We start from the raw sequence: 18,553 nt of genomic DNA, 5'->3' as shown, positions 1-18,553 counted from the left end.
TCGACTAGGAGCCAAGGCCACGGAAACTGGCCTGACCCCTAGTTAAGTTTGTTGGACGTTCATCGCTGATGCTTCATCGTTGTGCGCTCATCAGTGTTCGGTCTTCCTTTGTAACTCTGGTTTGTACGAATCTAACGCGGTGTCTTCCGCCTTAGCTACTTGTCCGCTCTGTGCTTCCAAGTATTGACGTACCTGACCTGTGTCCACGGGTGCGGACGTGCGAAGCGCGCGCTTGAAAGCACGTTTGCGCTCCGCCAGCTCGAGTGCAGAAAGGGTGGGGCTAATCCACGCCCCACGACCGGGAAGCCGGCGGTGGGGATCTGCTACCAGACGGCGGCCATGCGGATCATCTCGGTCGATAACCACTCGTAGCAAGTCCGTATCTGGCAGGCGGCGGCGAGTAGCAATGCAGGTCCGGAGTCTTAGCCTCTCAGACATTCAACTCCTTACTTTTCGCGTCGCCACTATGCCCCATTCTGCAACTGGGCCATTTACTAGACTACGCTACAACCGCGCAGATCCTTAATTAGCGTCAGCGTCCGAGTGAATATCAATCTTCCAACCGGTCAAACGAGCAGCTAGTCGGGCATTTTGCCCCTCTTTACCAATGGCCAGGGAGAGCTGGTAATCCGGCACTACCACACGGGCGACCTGCGCCTCGTTGTCCACGACGGTGACCTTTACCACCTTTGAGGGGGCTAGCGCATTGCCTACATAGACCGTGGGGTCCTCACTGAAGTCAATGATGTCAATCTTCTCACCGCCGAGCTGACGCATGATGTTGTTGACGCGCTGGCCGCGGGGCCCGATGCAAGCGCCCTTCGCGTTCAGACCCTTCGCGTGGCCCACAACCGCTACCTTGGAGCGGTGACCCGCCTCGCGGGCGATGGCAATCATTTCTACGGTTTCATCGGCAACCTCTGGAACTTCCAGCTCGAAAAGGCCACGCACCAATTCAGGGTGGGTACGCGAGAGGTTGATCTGCACCTGGGCACCATTGCGATTCACGCCGACAACGTAGGCCTTAATGCGGTCACCGTGCTCCAGCTTTTCACCGGGAATCTGCTCGGCAGGCAGTAGAATGCCGTCCTGGGATTCCAGCTCAGAGCCCAACTGGACCACGACGATGCCGCGGGCATTAGCGCGGGCATCGCGCTGGACGATGCCACTGACCACGCGGCCGGTAAGCCCCGAGTAGGAATCATAGGTGCGCTCTGCCTCCGCCTCGCGCAGCTTGCGCAAGATGGCCTCGCGCACGGCCTGTGCGCCTACGCGGCCAAAGTTCTCTGGGGTGTCATCGTATTCGGTGGTTACTTCCCCAGTTTCCGGGTCGCGCTCCGAGACGATGACGCTGACTGCACCAGTGGTGGTATCGATATCGACGCGGGACTTGGCGCCTTCCACCTTGCCGCCAGCATTAGACTCGCGGTAATCCAGGTAGGAATACAACAAGGCACCCGCAATCGCTTCCAGCAAGTCCTTTACCGGGACGTTGCGTTCGGATTCGATGGTGCGAAGTGCCTGCAGATCAATATTCACTTGTCATTCCTCTCGGTTGCCGGTTAATTCTCGGCTTCTTCAAACGTCTTGTGCACCGCCGCTATTTCCTGTTCGGACGGCTGCGCAAATTCAATTTCTACCACTGCCCGGGCAATGTTTTCCAATCGCTCTGCGCGCGTCTGCACGTCCTTTTTATTTGCCGTGATGAGGATTACGGCATCGGCGGCGTCGTTAAGCGCGCCAATGCGAGCTGTCTGAGACTTGCCATCGCCAAGGTCGAAGGAAACCTTGCGCCCCCGATTGCGGCGCCAGTGGCGTGGAGCGGTCAACGGCAAATCCACTCCAGGGGTGGAAACCTCCAGGGTGTAGCCGGCACCAAAATTGAGCTCCCCTGCTTCTTCCTTGGCGTCAAAGAAAGCAGAAATCTCATTAGATACTTCCTCCAGCACGTCCGAGCTAGGGTGCTTATCACCATCAATACGGATAACCACCTGGGATTTCTTCCCCGCCTTGGTGGTCTTAATGTCTTCTACATCCAATCCCCGCTCAGCTAGCTTTGGCTGCAAGAGTTCGGTCAATTGTTGTGCATCTGGGAAAGCCATGCCCACTAGCCTACGTGCTACCGGGTACAGTCTTTTGCGTGAACCGCCGACGTATAGCTTTGATCCTCGTAGCCACAACCGCCACCCTGCCCGCCTTAACCGGGTGCCAGGCAGTTGATTCCGTCGTCGACTATTTCGGCCCCCGGCCGGAAAATAGGCTGCTCGCGCTTGCCGACGCCGCCGCAACCGACGCCCTTGCTTTAAACGGCGTCGACGATCACGCCGCAGGAATCCGCAGTTCCCAGGCGGATGCCCTCTATGCCGAAATTACGCGCCTCTGCGGTACCGACGATGCCGGCAATCCCCCACGCTCGTGTGAGGTAGAGCGCCCCACTAAAGCTAACCGCGCCGCGGATTCTTCCGAGGTTATGGAAAATGCCGCCTCTGCTACGACAGCGGCAGCCGATGAAGTCACCGTTGAATCGCGCATCCTAGTGACCGAGCAAGCCATCGCGCTCAATGCTTGGCTGCCAGGCGATGCTCCCGCTATCCCAGAGCTTTCCCAACCAGAGCAAAAAAGTGCTGCCGATCTCCTTGCCTGGGAGTATGAGCAGGTTTATGCGCTGGATTTCGCCCGGGCCTACGTCGGCGCAGAGCACGAGGGCAACGTGGACCACCGCCTAGAGGTCCACCACCGCCGCATCGATGCCCTGCAGGAGGCCTTAGGCCGGTATGGCACCGTGCCGCAACCCGAGCCGGCTTATTCTTCCGGCGACCAAGAACTCCCCCATGATTCCGCATCTGCGCTGAACTTTTTAGGCGGCCTCGCCGAACAGGACGGCCGGAAATGGTCCGCCGCCGCTGCGCAGGCGGCGCAAGAAGAATCACCAGATCAAGACTGGATCACCTGGCTTATCGGCATCGCGGCCGAATCCCACGGCATGCGCTAAGACGCGACGCCTGTCTGTCAATCCCCTGAACGCCGGACAGTGAAAATGTAGCGAGCTCTACGACGCTATGCATTGCTTCTGCTCTACAAGCGTGCGTAGGTTGGTGCACCATGAGCTTGCAGGAGATACCGCGAGCCTAAAAGACACAAAGAGAAGGAGTTTCCTCTCAATGCGTTCTAAGAAGACCATTTTGACTGTATCCGCCGCCGCACTGGGCCTTGCTGGCCTTGCCGCCCCTGCCGCTACTGCCGCACCGGCTAGCGCTTGGGATCAGGTTGCTGCCTGCGAGTCCGGCGGTGACTGGCATATCAATACCGGAAACGGTTACCAGGGTGGCCTGCAGTTCAACGCGCAAACCTGGGCTGCCAATGGCGGCACCCAGTACGCTGCAACCGCTGACCAGGCAACGCGAGAGCAGCAGATTGCCGTGGCCGAAAACGTTCTGGCCACCCAGGGCGCTGGCGCATGGCCTAACTGCAGCGGCCCAGTTGCCGGCTAAGTCCTAGGCTCCGGCACGAAAGCGAAAACCGGCCCCTCCCCACCCTGCGGCGTTTCCGCGGGGTTGAGGACGGGGCCGGCTTTTCTGCTGCGTCTTCCTGGCTAACGCACAGCAATGCCAATTCCTTTTAAGCCTCGTGCTTGGCGATATTCCAGGCATACATCATAAGCAGCACCTGCAGCGGCTGACGGATGATGTGGTAGATCTTTTTCGGCCATCCTGCCTTGCGCTCAATCCAGGCGTGGTACATATTGGCTGGCCATACAGCGGCAAAGAGCGCAAGCGCAGAAGCACCGCCGAACCCACGGGTAGCGCGGCGCCGCAGCAACGCGCCAGTGACTATCTCCCAGAGACCAGAAGCAAAGTTATAAAACCGTGCGGGGCCGGGCAGCTGCGGCGGAACGATGGATTCGAAAGTTTGCGCCTTCACAAAGTGCAATACGCCCATGGCGGAAAGCACCGTGGAAAGTCCATTCTTTTGGAAATTCATGCCTTCCACGGTACCCCGACGCGAATCATTGCGCGCTTTTCTAACCGCGAACCAGCTCAAGAATCTTGTCCACGATTTCCTCCGCCGGGACCTCTAGGGTCTCTCCGCCGCGGATGCGCAGCTCTATCTTGCCTTCCTTGAAGGCACGGCCCAGGACTGCCACAAATGGCATGCCTAGCAGTTCTGCATCCTTGAACTTCACGCCTGGGGAGACCTTCGGGCGGTCATCAAAAAGCACCTCGATCCCCTTGGCGGACAGCTCTTCCACCAATGTGTCGCCGGCCTCCATGGCTGCGGCGTCCTTATTAGCCACTGCCACATGGACCTGGTACGGCGCGACAGCTACCGGCCAGTTAAGGCCCTTGTCATCATGGCGCTGCTCGGCTAGCACAGCCAGCATACGAGTGATGCCGATGCCATAAGATCCCATGGTGGGAACCGCACGCTTGCCGTTTTCATCCAAAATCTGGACGTCGAAGACCTCGGTGTATTTGCGGCCCAGCTGGAAAATGTGGCCCAGCTCAATGCCGCGCTCCAAGGTCAACGTGCCCTGGTTATCCGGGGCAAGATCGCCTTCCTTGACCTCTGCGGCCTCAATGAACTCATCCACGGTGAAATCGCGGCCAGCCACGCAACCAACCACGTGGCGCTCGCTTGCGTCAGCGCCGGTAATCCACGCTGTGCCCTTGACCACGCGCGGATCGGCCAAGACTTTAATGTCATTGGCGTTCAATACGCGCGGTCCAACATAGCCCTTGACTAGGAAGTCATTGTCAGCAAAGTCCTTGTCCCCGGCCAATTCAAACTCCACCGGCTCGAGTGCAGCCTCGAGGCGCTTTTCATCCAGATCACGATCGCCCGGGATGAGCACGGCGGCCAACTCGGACTCGCGCTTTTCGCTCTCAGCAGCTGGGTGGAAGAGCTTTACCATCATGCATTTGAGGGTATCTGCGGCCGTTGCCTCGCGGCCGTCGATAGTAATGCCTGCTTGCTTTGCCCAGGAAACGAGTGAATCAATGCTCTCTGCATTCGGGGTGTCGTATTCCTGCGCCTCTGGCTGGCCCTCGATGTCCTTCTCCGCAGGTGCTGGGGTAACTACGGCTTCCACGTTGGCAGCATAATCGCCTTCAGTAGAGCGCACGAAGGTATCTTCACCGACTTCAGAGACGGCGAGGAACTCCTCCGAGGCAGAACCACCCATCGCGCCAGAGGTGGCCTTACAAATGGCGTAATCAATCTCTAGACGGTTGAAAATATTTTGATACGCCTTCCGGTGGCGGCCATAGGACTCATCCAATCCTTCATCGGTCATGTCGAAGGAGTATGAGTCCTTCATGGTGAACTCGCGGCCGCGCAGCACACCGGCGCGGGGGCGTTCCTCATCGCGATATTTGGTCTGAATCTGATACAGCGTAACCGGAAAATCCTTATAAGAGGAGTACATGTCCTTTACGGCGCTGGCAAACATCTCCTCGTGGGTAGGGCCGAGTAGCATGTCTGCGTTCTTGCGGTCCTTCAGGCGGAAGAGATTATCGCCGTATTCAACCCAACGGTTGGTCTTTTCATAAGGCTCGCGCGGCAACAAAGCAGGAAAAAGCATTTCCTGACCGCCAATAGCATCCATTTCCTGACGGACTACGTCTTCAATCTTGCGCAGCGTGCGCAGGCCCAACGGCAGCCAGGTATAAACGCCCGGCGCAACGCGGCGGACATAGCCGGCGCGCACGAGCAGCTTGTGGCTGGGGACCTCAGCATCAGCCGGGTCCTCACGAAGGGTACGGAGAAATAGTTCAGAAAGGCGGGTAATCATGGTCAAAAATATACCCCGCTACTGTGTATATATGCTCATTATCCTCCCTCCTTCAGAAACTAAGGACCACGGCGGCACAGGACACGCGCTTGATTTCGCGCAGCTTTCCTTTCCGGGACTAAACGAAACCCGGCGCGAAATTGCAGCTGAGCTGCAGTCTCTTTCGGTAGATGAGGCAATGAAGGTGCTGAAACTCTCAGAAAAGCTGCGCGGTGAAGCCGAGTCCAACCAGGGTCTTTTTACCACCCCCACCATGCCGGCCGTGTTGCGTTATACCGGCGTGCTTTTTGATGCCCTAGACGCTCCCACCCTCCCCACATGGGATCGCCTTGCCATTGGCGACGCCCTTTTTGGCATCCTCCGCGCCAGCGATCCCATCCCCCATTACCGGCTTTCGGGCGGGACAAAACTTAACGGCCGCACCATGAAATCGCACTGGGGCAAGCAGATTACGCAGGCTCTCGAGGGGGTAGACGAGCTTATTGTTGATCTGCGCTCGGGTACGTACCAACAATTGGGCCGGGTGAAAGACGCGGTAACGGTGCGGGTAGAAAGCGTGCAAGAAGATGGCTCGCGCAAGGTAGTCAGCCACTTTAATAAGCACTACAAGGGCCTCCTCGCCCGCGAGCTAGCGCTCTCTCCTGCCGATGCCTATAGCGCCGCCGACGTTGCTGCTATCGCGCGCGCCGCAGGTATGACCGTTGAAGAACCGCGGCCGGGTTCGTGCGAGCTCACGCTCCTGGTCAGGCGCTGAGCCGACCACCGTTTGCCCAGCGCGGTCTGTTTAGCGCAACTGCGGGTTATATAGCAGGCTATTGCGTTGCACCGAGCACTCCGTCGCCACGCGTATTGAGCCGGAAACATGTCCGGATTCGCGCAGGGGGTAAAGCTGGCCTACTACCCTATCGCGCAGGTGCCAGGGCGAAATGGTGTTGAGGTAGATCTTGGTACCGCCTTCGAATCCAGCGAGCGTAGAAATACGTAACTTGATAAGAATGCGCCATGGTTGGGCAACATCGACGTCGGCGGGCTTGTGGTGCCATTCCTCATTGCAGGGCACCTCGCGGCCTACTGCGGCGTGGGCAGCGTGGACTAGATCGCTCATGGCACGAATTTCTTCTTCCGACTGCAGCCACGGCTCGCAGGTTGCGGACTTGGAGTACACCTCCAATGTGGGATAACGGTGTCCGAAGCCGGCGAAGAGGACAGCATGGTCGTTTTCCGCTATGACGAGATTGCGGCTAGCGGCATAATCCACCGCCCACTCGTTGTACATGTTCATATTGCTGCGCAGCATCTGGACCTCTCGGTGAGAAGCCATACCGCGATCATCAATAGCAACGAGCTGCTTGTGCAGGTGCTCGAAGGAAGCACCGGCTGGCTGCAACCAGTTTTGGAAAGCCACCACGTACGGGGCGTAGCGGTTGCGCTCGTAGAGATCCCGCATGGCGTCGATAGTCAGCTGCATAAAGAGCAGGTGTTCTTCAGCGCTTAGCGTGCCCGAAGATGCCAACTGCGAATCATCCTGTGCGCCGCGCTCAAAATGGCCGCCAGCCACGATGACGTCGTGACCGCCGGCGAAGAATCCAGCAGCCTGGTCCACCAGTTCTTCTTCGCTTGTCTCAGGCAAGTGCGCTGCTTTGCGCTTCGTGCGCACTATCTTGAGCACATGTTCCCGGCCGGCGGGATCGCTAAGGTAGTTGTCCATGCGCTGGCGGGTTTCGGCATCCATCTCAAAGCCGTAATTGGCATGCCAATAGTCATAAGAGACGATTTCAAACAGATTGGGGATGCGCCGAAAGGCCGGCACTGTGTGATCGTATTCCTGCAAGGGCAATCCACGCACAATCCCGCCGGAAGGCAGAATGCGTGCCTTTTCCGGCGGGGTATCGGTCAAGCGCCCAGAGCAAAAGGCGCAGCGATGGCTAAAGTCTTCCTCTTGCAGTGGCTGCGGGTTAGCTACTGGTACAGACAGCGGGCGGTTGCCGCGGCCTGGCACGGTCCATACCTCGGTCCCGGAGAACGGGTTGACCTGCTTGACCGTGCCATCCCGCATGGTTTGGATGGGCTCAATGCGGGCAAAAAGTGCATCACTCATGCCCACTAGGGTAGTAACGCCTAGTACCTATTTCGCAACAGAGCGACGACGCGCCACCGCACAGGACCCACCAACGGTGAGCACGATCATCACGATTAGAACGACAGCGGCGACAGCTCGAGATTGCTCATCACCACTGCGGTTGGCGCCCATTACTAGCCCCCAAGCGTTGGCATCAGGTAGCACGCGGAGGATAGCCTTAGCCCAAGGAGCGCTAACGGCATCGAGGGCGGTTTCAATGACGAAATACTCTGCCACGAGAATCATCGCTGCGAATGCACCACTGCGCAAAAGGTAGGCCAAGCTGGTAGCTAACAGGATAAAGACAGTCCACTCAACGTAGGCAAGGATGAACCCATTGTTATCCGGCCAATGCATAAAGCTGTCAAAATTGAAATCACCTCCGAAGGCAGTAATCAACAGCGTGGCTACCACCATGCCCAGTGTGGCCGCGAGCAGTAGCGAAAAGGTGATGATGAAAAATTGGCTCAGCACTATACCTACGCGGCGATTTGATGAGAGGTATGACCATGAAACTGTTCCTTTACTTTGGTCGCCGCCTACCATCATGGCGGCAGCAAACACCATCACGACAATGGCGAGTGAACCGGAAATGGACACATCGACAGCCTCGAACTTGCCGTCGACCGTACCATTGAAGTCATTCGCCCAAGCCAACAAGACAGCGCCGGCAGCCATGCCAGCTGAAACTACGGCGAGGTATATCCAAGTAGAGCGGAGCGAAAATAGTTTCCGGGATTCAGAAATCAGAGCGTTCATGTGAATCTATCCTTTGCAGATGGAGCGTATTGTGCAGGTGAAAAACTATGCAGAGCGGTAGGCCACGTGGTCGGCGGTCGCGCCGAGGTAGGCCTCTTCCAAGGAGGGCTGCTTGCGTTCCAAGCTGGAGATGAGGATGCGGTTATCCAGGCAGATTCGGCCAATGTCAGAGCCTTCTAGGCCGCGCACCCGCAGGACCTCACCGTCAAAGGAGGTCTCCGCATCGGTGCCGTGCAGCAAGCGGAGGAGCTCATCGGGCTGGTCAACGATGACTTCAAGGCTTGCGCCTCCAGTTCCGTTAACGAATTCGTCCATAGTGCCCTCGCCGAGCAGCTTGCCTTTGCCAATGACCACGAGCCGATCTGCGGTTAGCTGCATTTCCGAAAGAAGGTGGGAAGAGACAAGCACGGAGCAGCCGGCCTCGGCGAATTCGCGGATGCGGGCACGCATCCAGTGCACGCCTTCGGGGTCGAGGCCGTTGACGGGTTCGTCAAGAAGCAAGTGCTTCGGCTCGCCGATGAGCGCACAAGCAAGGCCCAGGCGCTGCTTCATGCCTAGCGAATAGCCGCCCACGCGCTTGGTGGCTACCTGGGTAAGGCCGACGCGGTCCAGGGTGTCATCCACGTGGTTCATGGACACGCCCTGCAACGCGGCCATGTAGCCCAGGTGAGCACGGGCGCTGCGGCCTGGGTGGAACCAGTTGGCGTCCAACAAGGTGCCCACCGTGGTAGCGGGATTGGACAGCCCGCGGAAGGGCGTGCCATCAAAAGTCGCGGTGCCGGAAGTCGGATTCTCCAACCCCACGCACATGCGCATGGTGGTGGATTTGCCAGAACCATTCGGTCCGAGGAAGCCGGTGACTTGACCGTCTGGGACCTCAAAGGAGAGGTCATCTACTGCTTTAAAGGAACGGAAATTCTTGGAAAGGTGTGAAACTTTGAGCATGGTTTCCATCGTGCCGCCTGACCAGCACGAAGTAACCATCCTCGGGAGTGATTTAGCGGGTCATACCTAGGGATGAGACAGCAGCTCCTCCACCGAGACCACGCCATGAGTTAGGGCATACAGCACGGCATGCACACGGTCGCGCGAGCTGGTCTTAGTAAGAATATGGCGCACGTGGGTCTTGACCGTGGCCATGGACACGAACTCGCACTCCGCGATTTCGGTATTCGAATACCCCAGTGCCATCAGCTTGAGGACGTCCAGCTCGCGTGGCGTGAGATCTTCGGCCGGAGGGGCGGTAGCTGCTGCCGCAACAGGGGTGGCATGTAAATCGGGCTGTGCTGCAGACTGTTCGCTGCGCAGTTGCTGCAGCACCTGGGCGGTAATGCGCGGTGAAAGGACGGCCTCGCCGGAATGTACGGTACGAATAGCGGCGAGGAGTTCCTCCGGTTCGACGTCTTTGAGCAGGAATCCAGAGGCCCCAGCGGAAATTGCTCCGTGGACAAAATTCTGGTCATCGAAGGTGGTTAACATAATGACCTGGGTGTCCGGGAATTCCGGCAGCAGCCTTTCTGTGGCGGCGATGCCATTGACGCGGGCCATCTGGACATCCATAAGCACAATATCGGCAGGTTGCGCGCGGGCGAGGTCGAGGACTTCATCGCCATCGGAGGCCTGCCAGGCAACGTCCAAATCCTCTTGGGAGCCAAGGAGCATGGCGAACCCGGCGCGCACGAGGGGCTGATCATCGACTAGGCCGATACGGATGGGGCCAGCGGGCGCACCTGTTGGCTGCTCAGGGTTAGTCATTGGGTACCTCCACGGTAATAAAGAAGTGTCCATCCTCGGTGCGGGTAGCAACGCTGCCGCCATAGGCCTTGACACGCTCGCTCATTCCAATAAGTCCGTAGCCGGGCTTGTGATTATCCGGCATGCGTGCGGCCGGATTTTCGGCACTCAATACTAGGCCGTTTCCAGTAGAGCGGAAGCGCAGTACTCCCCTTTTATCACGCGAATGCTTGATCATATTGGTCAAAAGTTCTTGCACCACGCGGTAGACGGTGAATTGGTAGAGTTCGTCGCTTTCGGTCGGCAGGTCCTCCAGCCCGTGCACGGTGATATCGAAACCGGTCCGGCGCGCTTCCGAGATGAGACCGGCAATATCGCTCGCGCCGGGCGCCTTGGTATCGGCGCGGGAATCGCCATCACGCAGGACGGAGAGCAAACCGCGCATCTGTTTGAGGGAATCACGGGAGGTAGAGGCTATGGTCTCCAAAGCTTCTGTGGCCGCTGCGGGATTTTTGGCAGCGGCGAACCGGGCGCCGTCGGCAAGGGCAATAACCCCCGCCAAATTATGCGCCACAATGTCATGCATCTCGCGGGCAATGCGGTTGCGCTCTACCGCGCCAGCCATTTCCGCACGTTCAATCAGCAGCTGCTGGTCCTCGCGCTTTTTACGATCATTGGTGCCAAGCAAGTAGAAAAAGCCCATGACCGGCCACGCCATGACGATGACGGACCCAAAAGCAGGCAGCGGGCCGATGCTATTAGAATCCTCAAGGCCAAAGTCGATGCCGCCGAAAACCCTCCGCCCGTAGAGCGACGCTGCAGTGGCCGCCAAGGTACCTAAGGCAATCCACCCTATCCAGATCCGTTGTAACCGCTTGGGCGAATGTGCACCTATAAGAAATACGCAGTATGCCGCTGGGAAGAAGTGAGCATTACCCATGGCAGCCAGCGGGGTAAAGATGCACACCGTTAATGTGATCGCAATAAACCCAATGGCGTATTCCTTGAGCTTAGGATGCAGCCACAGTGCTAGTGGAATACCGACTGCATAAATTACGAGAACCAGCTCCTGGAAAAGCGAGGTTCTATCAATGACACCTTCTGCCACCCGCACGGAAGAAACCCAGAAAAACAACGGAATGATAATTCTCCACGGCGGACCTACCCAGGAACGAACCGCATCCGGCCATAGCTTCTTCATGGCTTTCTAGGCTAGCGCAGCCGCTGTGCCATGGTCCTCATCCCTGGGGCTGACTAGACTGGCGGGCATGCAGCACGAGTTCTTTGAGGTTGATGTTTTTGCCACCGGTGCCTTTAACGGCAACGCCCTTGCGGTGATAGCCGGCGCGGATGGGCTTAGCGCCCAGCAGATGCAAGCAATCGCGAACTGGACCAACTTTTCTGAGACTACCTTTTTGCTCGAACCTAACGACGCCCGCGCGGACTACCGCGTGCGCATTTTCACCCCGTACGAAGAGTTTGACTTCGCTGGCCATCCCACCTTGGGCAGCGCCGCTGCATGGCGCGCCCTAGGCAATCACCCGCAGTCGGAGGGAAGTATCGTCCAAGAATGTGGTGTGGGCCTAGTTACCGTACGCGAAGAACAGGAAGTCTTTTCCTTTGCTACCCCGCCGCTGCGCCGCGAAGAACCGCTGACCCCAGCGGAGCTAGAGGAGGCCTGCGAGGGGTTGGGGCTAGAAAGCGCCGACATTGTGGACCATGGCTGGGTGGACAATGGCCCAGGCTGGCGCTTGCTCCAATTGCGCGATACCGCCGCGGTGCGCGCAGTTAAGCCGCGGGCCAAGAGCCCCAAGGTCGGCATTGTAGGGCTCAATGCCGCAGCCGCGGAAGGAGAACCTGCTTATGAAGTTCGGGCATTTACCACCCAATTCGAGGATCCTGTTACGGGTTCCTTCAACGGCGGTGCTGCCCAGTTTATGCGCTCTCGCAACTTGGTGCCGGCGCGTTATATCGCAGCGCAAGGCAGCCAGGTAGGCCGCGCAGGCGAAGTAATTATCAACGATGACGGCACGGATATCTGGGTGGGCGGTCGCGCCCAGATTCGCGTGCGCGGAACACTGGAGGTTTAGATGCAGCTCCACCACGATTTTGCCCAGAAGCTTCCCCACCTAGTCCGCCCCACCGAGGGCGAGGAGCAGCCACACCCAGAGATAGTCATCCTCAACGAGGAACTCGCCATGGATTTGGGACTCGATCCTAACTGGCTGCGCTCATCCGAAGGCATCGAGTTCCTCACCGGCCGCGCGGGCGGCCACGCCATGGCGTATTCTGGCTTCCAATTCGGTGCGTTTAATCCGCAGATGGGAGACGGCCGCGCCATGCTCTTAGGGGAGTTAGAAAAGGACGGCCGGCTCTGGGACTTGCACGCCAAGGGAACCGGACTAACTCCTTATTCCCGCCTCGGGTCCGATGGCCGCGGAACGCTGTCTTCCATGCTGCGCGAGTACCTCGTCTCTGAGGCCATGCACGCTTTAGGTGTGCCCACCACCCGGGCGCTGGCGGTCATCTCCACCGGCCGGCCCATCCAACGCGGGCATGTGCAACCGGCCGGCATCGTGGTGCGCGTTGCCGCTAGCCATATTCGCGTGGGCACCTTTCATCTAGCCGCCCAGACGGATTACACCCGCCAGCTGGCCGATTATGCCATAGCTCGCCACTACCCTGGCGCGGACTACCAGGAATTTTTCACCCAAGTGATGGATACACAGATCCGCACCGTGTCCCAATGGATGCGCTTGGGCTTTATCCACGGCGTGATGAATACGGATAACACCACCATCTCCGGCGAAACCATTGACTACGGTCCTTGTGCCTTTATGGAGGCATACTCCCCTGACACGGTGTTTTCCAGCATCGATAGGCAAGGCCGTTATGCCTTTGGCAATCAACCTTCCATCCTGGGATGGAACCTGGCCCGCTTGGCGGAATCCCTCCTGCCGCTATTTGATATGGACATGAAAAAGGCCATGGACTTAGCCCAAGAATCCATCAACGGCTTTACCGACCGCTTTGCGGACCAGCACAGGGCAGATTTAGCAAAGGCTTTGGATACCTCTCGAGAAGTCGCTTCTTCTTATGCGGCTGCCATGCAGCTCAACGGCCCAGATATTACGCTGGCCCACCGCGCTCTTGCCGACGCCGCCGCGGGCCACCCCACCCCCGCCCGTGAGCTTTTGCCCGAGGGAGACTTTTTGGATGAGTACCTAGCGTCCTCGCCCGATCCATCCCGCGTTAATAGCGCGATGCCGCGGGTTATCCCGCGCAACCTCGCGGTGGAAGCTGCCCTTAACGCTGCAGAACGCGGGGACATGAGCCCCTATCAAGAACTCCTCCACGCGGTAACCCACCCGTGGGAGCCCAACCCCTCATTCGAATCGCCGGACCCTAATGGTCTGGAGGGATACCTCACCTACTGCGGCACCTAGCTCCTGTCCACCGGGCCCAGACCGAATAACCCCCTGTACCGTCTCATTGCGGTACAGGGGGTTGCCTAGGCAGAAGCTGATTCTAGCGGTCTAGCTTCAAGGTCTTCTGGGTGTACTCCCACATCTCGTCATAGAGCTTTTCATCGTTGCGCAGCTTGATGCCATAAGACGGAACCATCTCGCGGATCTTATCTGCCCAATCGATCATGTGCTCGCCGAAGCAACGCTCCAGCAGCTCCAACATGACGGCAGGGGTAATGGATGCGCCCGGGGATGCACCGAGCAGGCCGGCGATATTGCCCTCCTGGTTATTGACCAGGGTGGTACCGAACTCGAGGGAGCCGAACTGCGGGGCGCCTGCAGGCTTGATCACCTGCACGCGCTGGCCGGCGATGACGGTCTCCCAGTCGCCTTCCTTTGCCTCCGGGACGTACTCGCGCAGGGTCTCCACGCGGTCGGAGAAGTTCTTGCGTACCTCGTCTACCAAGTACTTGGTCAGGCCGAACTCTTGGACGGCAACGCCAAGGTAAGAAGTGATGTTATCCGGGCGAATGGACTTAAATAGGTCCAGGTAGCTGCCCTTCTTCAGGAACTTCGGGCTCCAGCCGCCGTAGGGGCCGAATAGCAGGCCCTTCTCGCCGTCGATAACGCGGGTATCCAGGTGAGGCACGGACATTGGCGGGGCGCCCACAGCAGCCTTACCGTAGACCTTCGCCTGGTGCTGCTCGATAAGCTCCGGGTTCTTGGAACGCAGCCACAGACCGGATACTGGGAAGCCTGCGTAACCGGCAACTTCCTTCACCTTGGCCTTGCGCAGCAGATCCAAGGCATAACCGCCAGCACCCACGAAGACGAACTTAGCCTTGACTACCGTGATGTCACCGGTGTGCTTGTTCTTGGAATAGACCTTCCAGGAAGAGCCATCGCGCTTGATGTCGATGACCTCATGTCCGTAGCGGATCTCGGTGCCGGAGGCCTTAGCCGCGGTCAGGAACTGCTTGGTCAGCGCGCCGAAGTTAACGTCAGTGCCGGCATCGGTCCAGGAGATGGCTACCTTATTGGAGAAATCACGGCCCTGCGCCATCAGGGGCAGCTTCTCCGCAAAGACAGAATCATCAGCGGAGAACTGCATGCCTGGGAACATGTGCTTCTCGCTCAAAACGTCATAGCGACGCTTAAGGTAGTCAACCTGGATTTCGCCCTGTGCGAAGGACACGTGCGGAACCGGGTTAATAAATTCGCTCGGGTCGGTCAGAATACCGTTGTTGAGCTGGTGAGACCAGAACTGGCGAGACTTCTGGAACTTCTCATTAATCCCCAGAGCCTTGGAGATATCAATGCGACCATTCTTCTCCGGGGTGTAGTTCAGCTCGCACAGTGCGGAGTGGCCGGTACCGGCGTTATTCCACGGGGAGGAGGACTCCAATGCGGGGCCGTCGAGACGCTCAAAGACCATCTGGGTCCAGCTAGGCTCCAGCTCGCGGATCATTGCGCCCAAGGTGGCGCTCATGATGCCGGCACCAATAAGTGCTACGTCGACCTCGTCTACAACCTGTGCTGTCTTCTTAGCGGAGGACACTCTGTTATTACCTCTTCAAATTGAAAATAGATATCCATCGGCGCGGTCTACGCCTTGACTTATAGCGCTTAGCGCCCCGCGCCACCATCGTTGCACTAAGACAACCTGGCAGTGCGTCACGCATTAAGGCCTTACTCTACGCTTTTCTTATCCAATTTGGGGTTTCTCCCCCAGACCAGTGGCAAAAATGTGGGAATTTCCGCCCCCACTATCTACACCCCAACACCAGCACCATAAATCCTTTATTACACCTAGAATCGAGGCATGGTTACACACTCCCCGGTATGGGGCCCGGACAAACTCGGCCCCGACTATGAAGCTGCCACCATTGACTTAGGCGTCGACCCCGACGGCGAGGGCAACGTGGCCACCACGCTGGTGCACTACGCGCCGCAGCAGGCGGACGATGCGGCACGCGAACCATCCGCCACCTCATCGCGCCCGGCTTTGGTGTGGCTACACGGTATGACCGACTACTTCTTCCACACCCACGTAGCCGAGCACTTTGCCGCCCAAGGTTATGACTTTTATGCTGTCGATCTGCGCAAGTGTGGTCGCTCGCGCCGCTCCGGCCAGTCATGGCACTATGTATCGGACTTGGCGTTCTACTTTGCTGACCTCACCGCTGCACTCGATGCCATCCCTAATGATGAGGTTATCTTCATCGCTCACTCCACCGGTGGCCTCATCGCCCCGCTATGGATGGATCATCTGCGCCGAACCGACTTCGAACGCCACCAGCGCTTGAAGGGGCTCATCCTCAATAGCCCGTGGCTCGACATGATGGGCGTGCCCGGCCAGGTTCTTACCCCGCTCAAACCGCTGTTGCACGCACTTGGCCGCATCGCCCCCAGGACTCCCCTGCCCGGTGGCAACTTCACCGCCTACGGCGAGTCTGTCCACCAAGATTTCTACGGCGAGTGGGATTTTGACCTCCGCTTTAAGCCACTGGCTGGCCATAAGAAGTATGTTGGCTGGCTAGCCGCAGTATTCCATGGCTTTGATGCCATCCATAGCGGTCGTATCGATGCCGGCGTACCAATTTTGACGCTGCAGTCCACTCGCACTCAACTGGGCCGGCCTTATTCCGATAGCGCGAACCACGCGGATGTCATCATCGACGTTGCCCAAACGCGCCGCTGGGCAAAGGAACTAAGCGCCCACTACACCTTGCACCCCATCAAGGGCGCTAGGCACGATGTTTTTCTATCCCTTCCGGATCCGCTGCAAGAGGCCTTCAACGCCTGCGATGAGTGGTTGCCCACCGTCTTAGATTCCGCTAAACCCGTCCATTAATTTAGTCCCTATATAAGGAATAAACGTGACTTCTTCACACCAGAACCATACGCCCGCGGCCGAGGAACATTTTGACCTCATCATCATCGGCACCGGCTCCGGAAACTCCATCCCTAGCCCGGAGTTGGATGACCAAAAGATCGCCATCATTGAAAAGGGTACTTTTGGCGGTACCTGCCTCAACGTGGGCTGCATTCCCACTAAAATGTATGTCTATGCCGCCGATATCGCCTTGGCCGCGCGCGAGGCCGGCCGTCTAGGCCTAGATGCTCAGGTCAATAGCGTGGATTGGGATTCCATCGTGGACCGCGTCTTCACCAACCGCATCGACCAGATTGCCAAGGGCGGCGAGCAGTACCGCCGCGGGGAGGAAACCCCAAATATCACCGTATTTGACGAGCACGCCCGCTTTATTGGCCCGAAGACTATTCAGACCGGCGAACATGTCATCACTGGCGAGCAAATCGTCATCGCGGCCGGCTCCCGCCCGGTCATTCCAGAGGTCTATGCCGAGTCTGGCGTGAAGTACTACACCAATGAAGACATCATGCGCATGGACCATCAGCCACAAAGCCTCATTGTGGTGGGCGGTGGCTATATCGCCATGGAGTTTGCCCATGTCTTTGACGGGCTCGGCACGGAGGTCACCGTGGTCAATCGCTCCGAGACTTTGCTGCGCCACCTTGATGATGATCTTTCTAGTCGCTTCAATCAGATTGTTCGCGACCGCTTCGACGTTCGCATTGCCAATGGCACCCAGCTCGAGAAGACCGACAAGGGAGTGCGGTTGGAGCTAGATGATGGCACCTCTATTGAGTCAGAGGCCATTCTGGTTGCCACTGGGCGCACCCCCAATGGCGATCAGATGGATGTGGATAAGGCAGGCATTGAGCTGCTTGCCGACGGCCGCGTAAAAACCGATGAGTTCGGCCGCACCACTGCCGAGGGCGTATGGGCGCTTGGCGACGTCTCTTCGCCGTACATGCTCAAGCACGTAGCCAATGCCGAGATGCGCTCCGTACAGCACAACCTGCTGCACCCAGAAGACCTCCGCCCGCTCCCCCATGACAATGTCCCTGCCGCCGTCTTTACCCACCCGCAGATCGCAACGGTGGGCCGGACCGAAAAGCAGGCTCGCGAGGAAGGCTTCGATGTCACCGTCAAGGTGCAGAACTTTGGCGATGTTGCCTACGGCTGGGCCATGGAAGATAAAACCGGTATATGCAAGCTAGTGGCAGACCGCGCTACCGGGCAGCTTCTCGGAGCTCACTTGATGGGACCGCAGGCTTCTACCCTCATCCAGCAATTGATTACCGCGATGGCCTACTCGTTGGACATGCGGGAGTTCACCCGCAACCAATATTGGATTCACCCCGCGCTACCAGAAGTAGTGGAAAACGCCCTTTTGGGACTGGAGTGGCAAAAGTAAATTGTTACGTAACCTTTCTCACACATACCCAGATTTTTCCCAGCCTCCAGGGCATATTCCCATTTCACGCCAAGGAAGTCACATTCTTGACTGCAGGAAATTCACCACCATTTAGGGACACACGTTAATTTAATGGATGAAATTCCGGTCTTTGACGTGCAAAAGGACAAGAGTTTTACTAGATTCACTGGGGACACCGGCTCGAGCCGATACGAACACGGCTACCGCGTGTTTCTGGATGTTCCCTGTACATTCAATAACACTTTGGTTTCCCAGTGTGGGGCGGAATCAAGCGGTGGATGCGCCACGCTTGAATAGTTCGTTAAGTATTTCACGTGGGGTTGCGCCGCCGAGGATTTGTCGGGGTGTTTCGTTGAGCTCATTTTGCACCCACGCGACA

General features: G+C 58.0%; 18 protein-coding genes. 7 read left to right on the top strand and 11 right to left on the bottom strand.

Going from position 1 to position 18,553, the window contains the following annotated elements; all coding sequences use genetic code 11:
- Positions 1–90 precede the first annotated feature (90 nt).
- The 3 genes from RAE07_RS03440 to rimP form a co-directional block, all read right to left on the bottom strand.
- Positions 91–438 (bottom strand): YlxR family protein, encoded by a 348-nt coding sequence (locus RAE07_RS03440; RefSeq protein WP_239204209.1) that lies wholly within the window; start codon positions 436–438, stop codon positions 91–93.
- Between the two features lie 84 nt (positions 439–522).
- Positions 523–1,539, bottom strand: a complete 1,017-nt coding sequence (gene nusA, locus RAE07_RS03435) for a transcription termination factor NusA (protein ID WP_023021332.1) — start codon at positions 1,537–1,539, stop codon at positions 523–525.
- A gap of 23 nt (positions 1,540–1,562) precedes the next feature.
- A complete protein-coding gene (gene rimP / locus RAE07_RS03430) occupies positions 1,563–2,102 on the bottom strand; it encodes a ribosome maturation factor RimP (RefSeq protein WP_317001352.1) in 540 nt (179 codons plus the stop codon).
- A gap of 38 nt (positions 2,103–2,140) precedes the next feature.
- On the opposite strand from rimP, the gene RAE07_RS03425 reads away from it, so the two are divergent.
- Together RAE07_RS03425 and RAE07_RS03420 are read left to right on the top strand one after the other, a co-directional pair.
- Positions 2,141–2,992, top strand: a complete 852-nt coding sequence (locus tag RAE07_RS03425) for a DUF4439 domain-containing protein (protein ID WP_317001351.1) — start codon at positions 2,141–2,143, stop codon at positions 2,990–2,992.
- Between the two features lie 169 nt (positions 2,993–3,161).
- Positions 3,162–3,491, top strand: coding sequence for a transglycosylase family protein (locus tag RAE07_RS03420; protein ID WP_023021329.1), 330 nt, complete (start codon positions 3,162–3,164; stop codon positions 3,489–3,491).
- A gap of 127 nt (positions 3,492–3,618) precedes the next feature.
- Here the strand turns inward: RAE07_RS03420 and RAE07_RS03415 are convergent, their stop codons facing one another.
- The gene (locus RAE07_RS03415) at positions 3,619–3,981 is read right to left on the bottom strand and encodes a DoxX family protein (RefSeq protein ID WP_034655866.1); all 363 of its coding nucleotides are present in this window, start codon (positions 3,979–3,981) and stop codon (positions 3,619–3,621) included.
- 40 nt (positions 3,982–4,021) lie between these two features.
- Positions 4,022–5,791 (bottom strand): proline--tRNA ligase, encoded by a 1,770-nt coding sequence (locus tag RAE07_RS03410; protein ID WP_259824658.1) that lies wholly within the window; start codon positions 5,789–5,791, stop codon positions 4,022–4,024.
- Between the two features lie 31 nt (positions 5,792–5,822).
- On the opposite strand from RAE07_RS03410, the gene yaaA reads away from it, so the two are divergent.
- Positions 5,823–6,545 carry a peroxide stress protein YaaA gene (gene yaaA, locus RAE07_RS03405; protein WP_259824659.1) on the top strand — a complete coding sequence of 241 codons (723 nt, stop codon included), beginning with the start codon at positions 5,823–5,825 and terminating at the stop codon, positions 6,543–6,545.
- A gap of 30 nt (positions 6,546–6,575) precedes the next feature.
- Here the strand turns inward: yaaA and RAE07_RS03400 are convergent, their stop codons facing one another.
- From RAE07_RS03400 to RAE07_RS03380, 5 genes are all read right to left on the bottom strand, one after another.
- On the bottom strand, positions 6,576–7,889 hold the full coding sequence (locus tag RAE07_RS03400) for a DUF4921 family protein (protein ID WP_317001350.1): 1,314 nt from the start codon (positions 7,887–7,889) through the stop codon (positions 6,576–6,578).
- Between the two features lie 27 nt (positions 7,890–7,916).
- Entirely contained in the window at positions 7,917–8,669 is a 753-nt protein-coding gene (locus tag RAE07_RS03395; RefSeq protein ID WP_023021324.1) for an ABC transporter permease, read from the bottom strand.
- Positions 8,670–8,714: 45 nt separating this feature from the next.
- Positions 8,715–9,614 (bottom strand): ABC transporter ATP-binding protein, encoded by a 900-nt coding sequence (locus tag RAE07_RS03390; RefSeq protein ID WP_259824661.1) that lies wholly within the window; start codon positions 9,612–9,614, stop codon positions 8,715–8,717.
- Between the two features lie 66 nt (positions 9,615–9,680).
- Positions 9,681–10,424, bottom strand: coding sequence for a response regulator (locus tag RAE07_RS03385; protein WP_023021322.1), 744 nt, complete (start codon positions 10,422–10,424; stop codon positions 9,681–9,683).
- Entirely contained in the window at positions 10,417–11,604 is a 1,188-nt protein-coding gene (locus RAE07_RS03380) for a sensor histidine kinase (protein ID WP_259824663.1), read from the bottom strand. The genes RAE07_RS03385 and RAE07_RS03380 overlap by 8 nt, the downstream gene beginning before the upstream one ends.
- 67 nt (positions 11,605–11,671) lie before the next feature.
- Between RAE07_RS03380 and RAE07_RS03375 the strand changes: the two genes are divergently transcribed.
- Together RAE07_RS03375 and RAE07_RS03370 are read left to right on the top strand one after the other, a co-directional pair.
- Positions 11,672–12,493 (top strand): PhzF family protein, encoded by an 822-nt coding sequence (locus RAE07_RS03375; RefSeq protein ID WP_259824664.1) that lies wholly within the window; start codon positions 11,672–11,674, stop codon positions 12,491–12,493.
- Positions 12,494–13,849, top strand: coding sequence for a protein adenylyltransferase SelO (locus RAE07_RS03370; protein ID WP_317001348.1), 1,356 nt, complete (start codon positions 12,494–12,496; stop codon positions 13,847–13,849).
- Positions 13,850–13,931: 82 nt separating this feature from the next.
- Here RAE07_RS03370 and mqo read toward each other — a convergent pair whose 3' ends face one another.
- On the bottom strand, positions 13,932–15,428 hold the full coding sequence (gene mqo / locus RAE07_RS03365; protein ID WP_317001347.1) for a malate dehydrogenase (quinone): 1,497 nt from the start codon (positions 15,426–15,428) through the stop codon (positions 13,932–13,934).
- Between the two features lie 264 nt (positions 15,429–15,692).
- On the opposite strand from mqo, the gene RAE07_RS03360 reads away from it, so the two are divergent.
- Together RAE07_RS03360 and mtr are read left to right on the top strand one after the other, a co-directional pair.
- Positions 15,693–16,724, top strand: a complete 1,032-nt coding sequence (locus RAE07_RS03360) for an alpha/beta hydrolase (protein ID WP_317001346.1) — start codon at positions 15,693–15,695, stop codon at positions 16,722–16,724.
- 25 nt (positions 16,725–16,749) lie between these two features.
- The gene (mtr, locus tag RAE07_RS03355; protein WP_317001345.1) at positions 16,750–18,153 is read left to right on the top strand and encodes a mycothione reductase; all 1,404 of its coding nucleotides are present in this window, start codon (positions 16,750–16,752) and stop codon (positions 18,151–18,153) included.
- Positions 18,154–18,553: the final 400 nt, after the last annotated feature.

Origin of the sequence: Corynebacterium nasorum (assembly GCF_032821635.1) — a bacterium.
Lineage (GTDB): Bacteria > Actinomycetota > Actinomycetes > Mycobacteriales > Mycobacteriaceae > Corynebacterium > Corynebacterium kefirresidentii.
The sequence above is the reverse complement of the archived record's forward strand: the minus strand, read 5'-3'. Positions and strand labels throughout refer to the sequence as shown.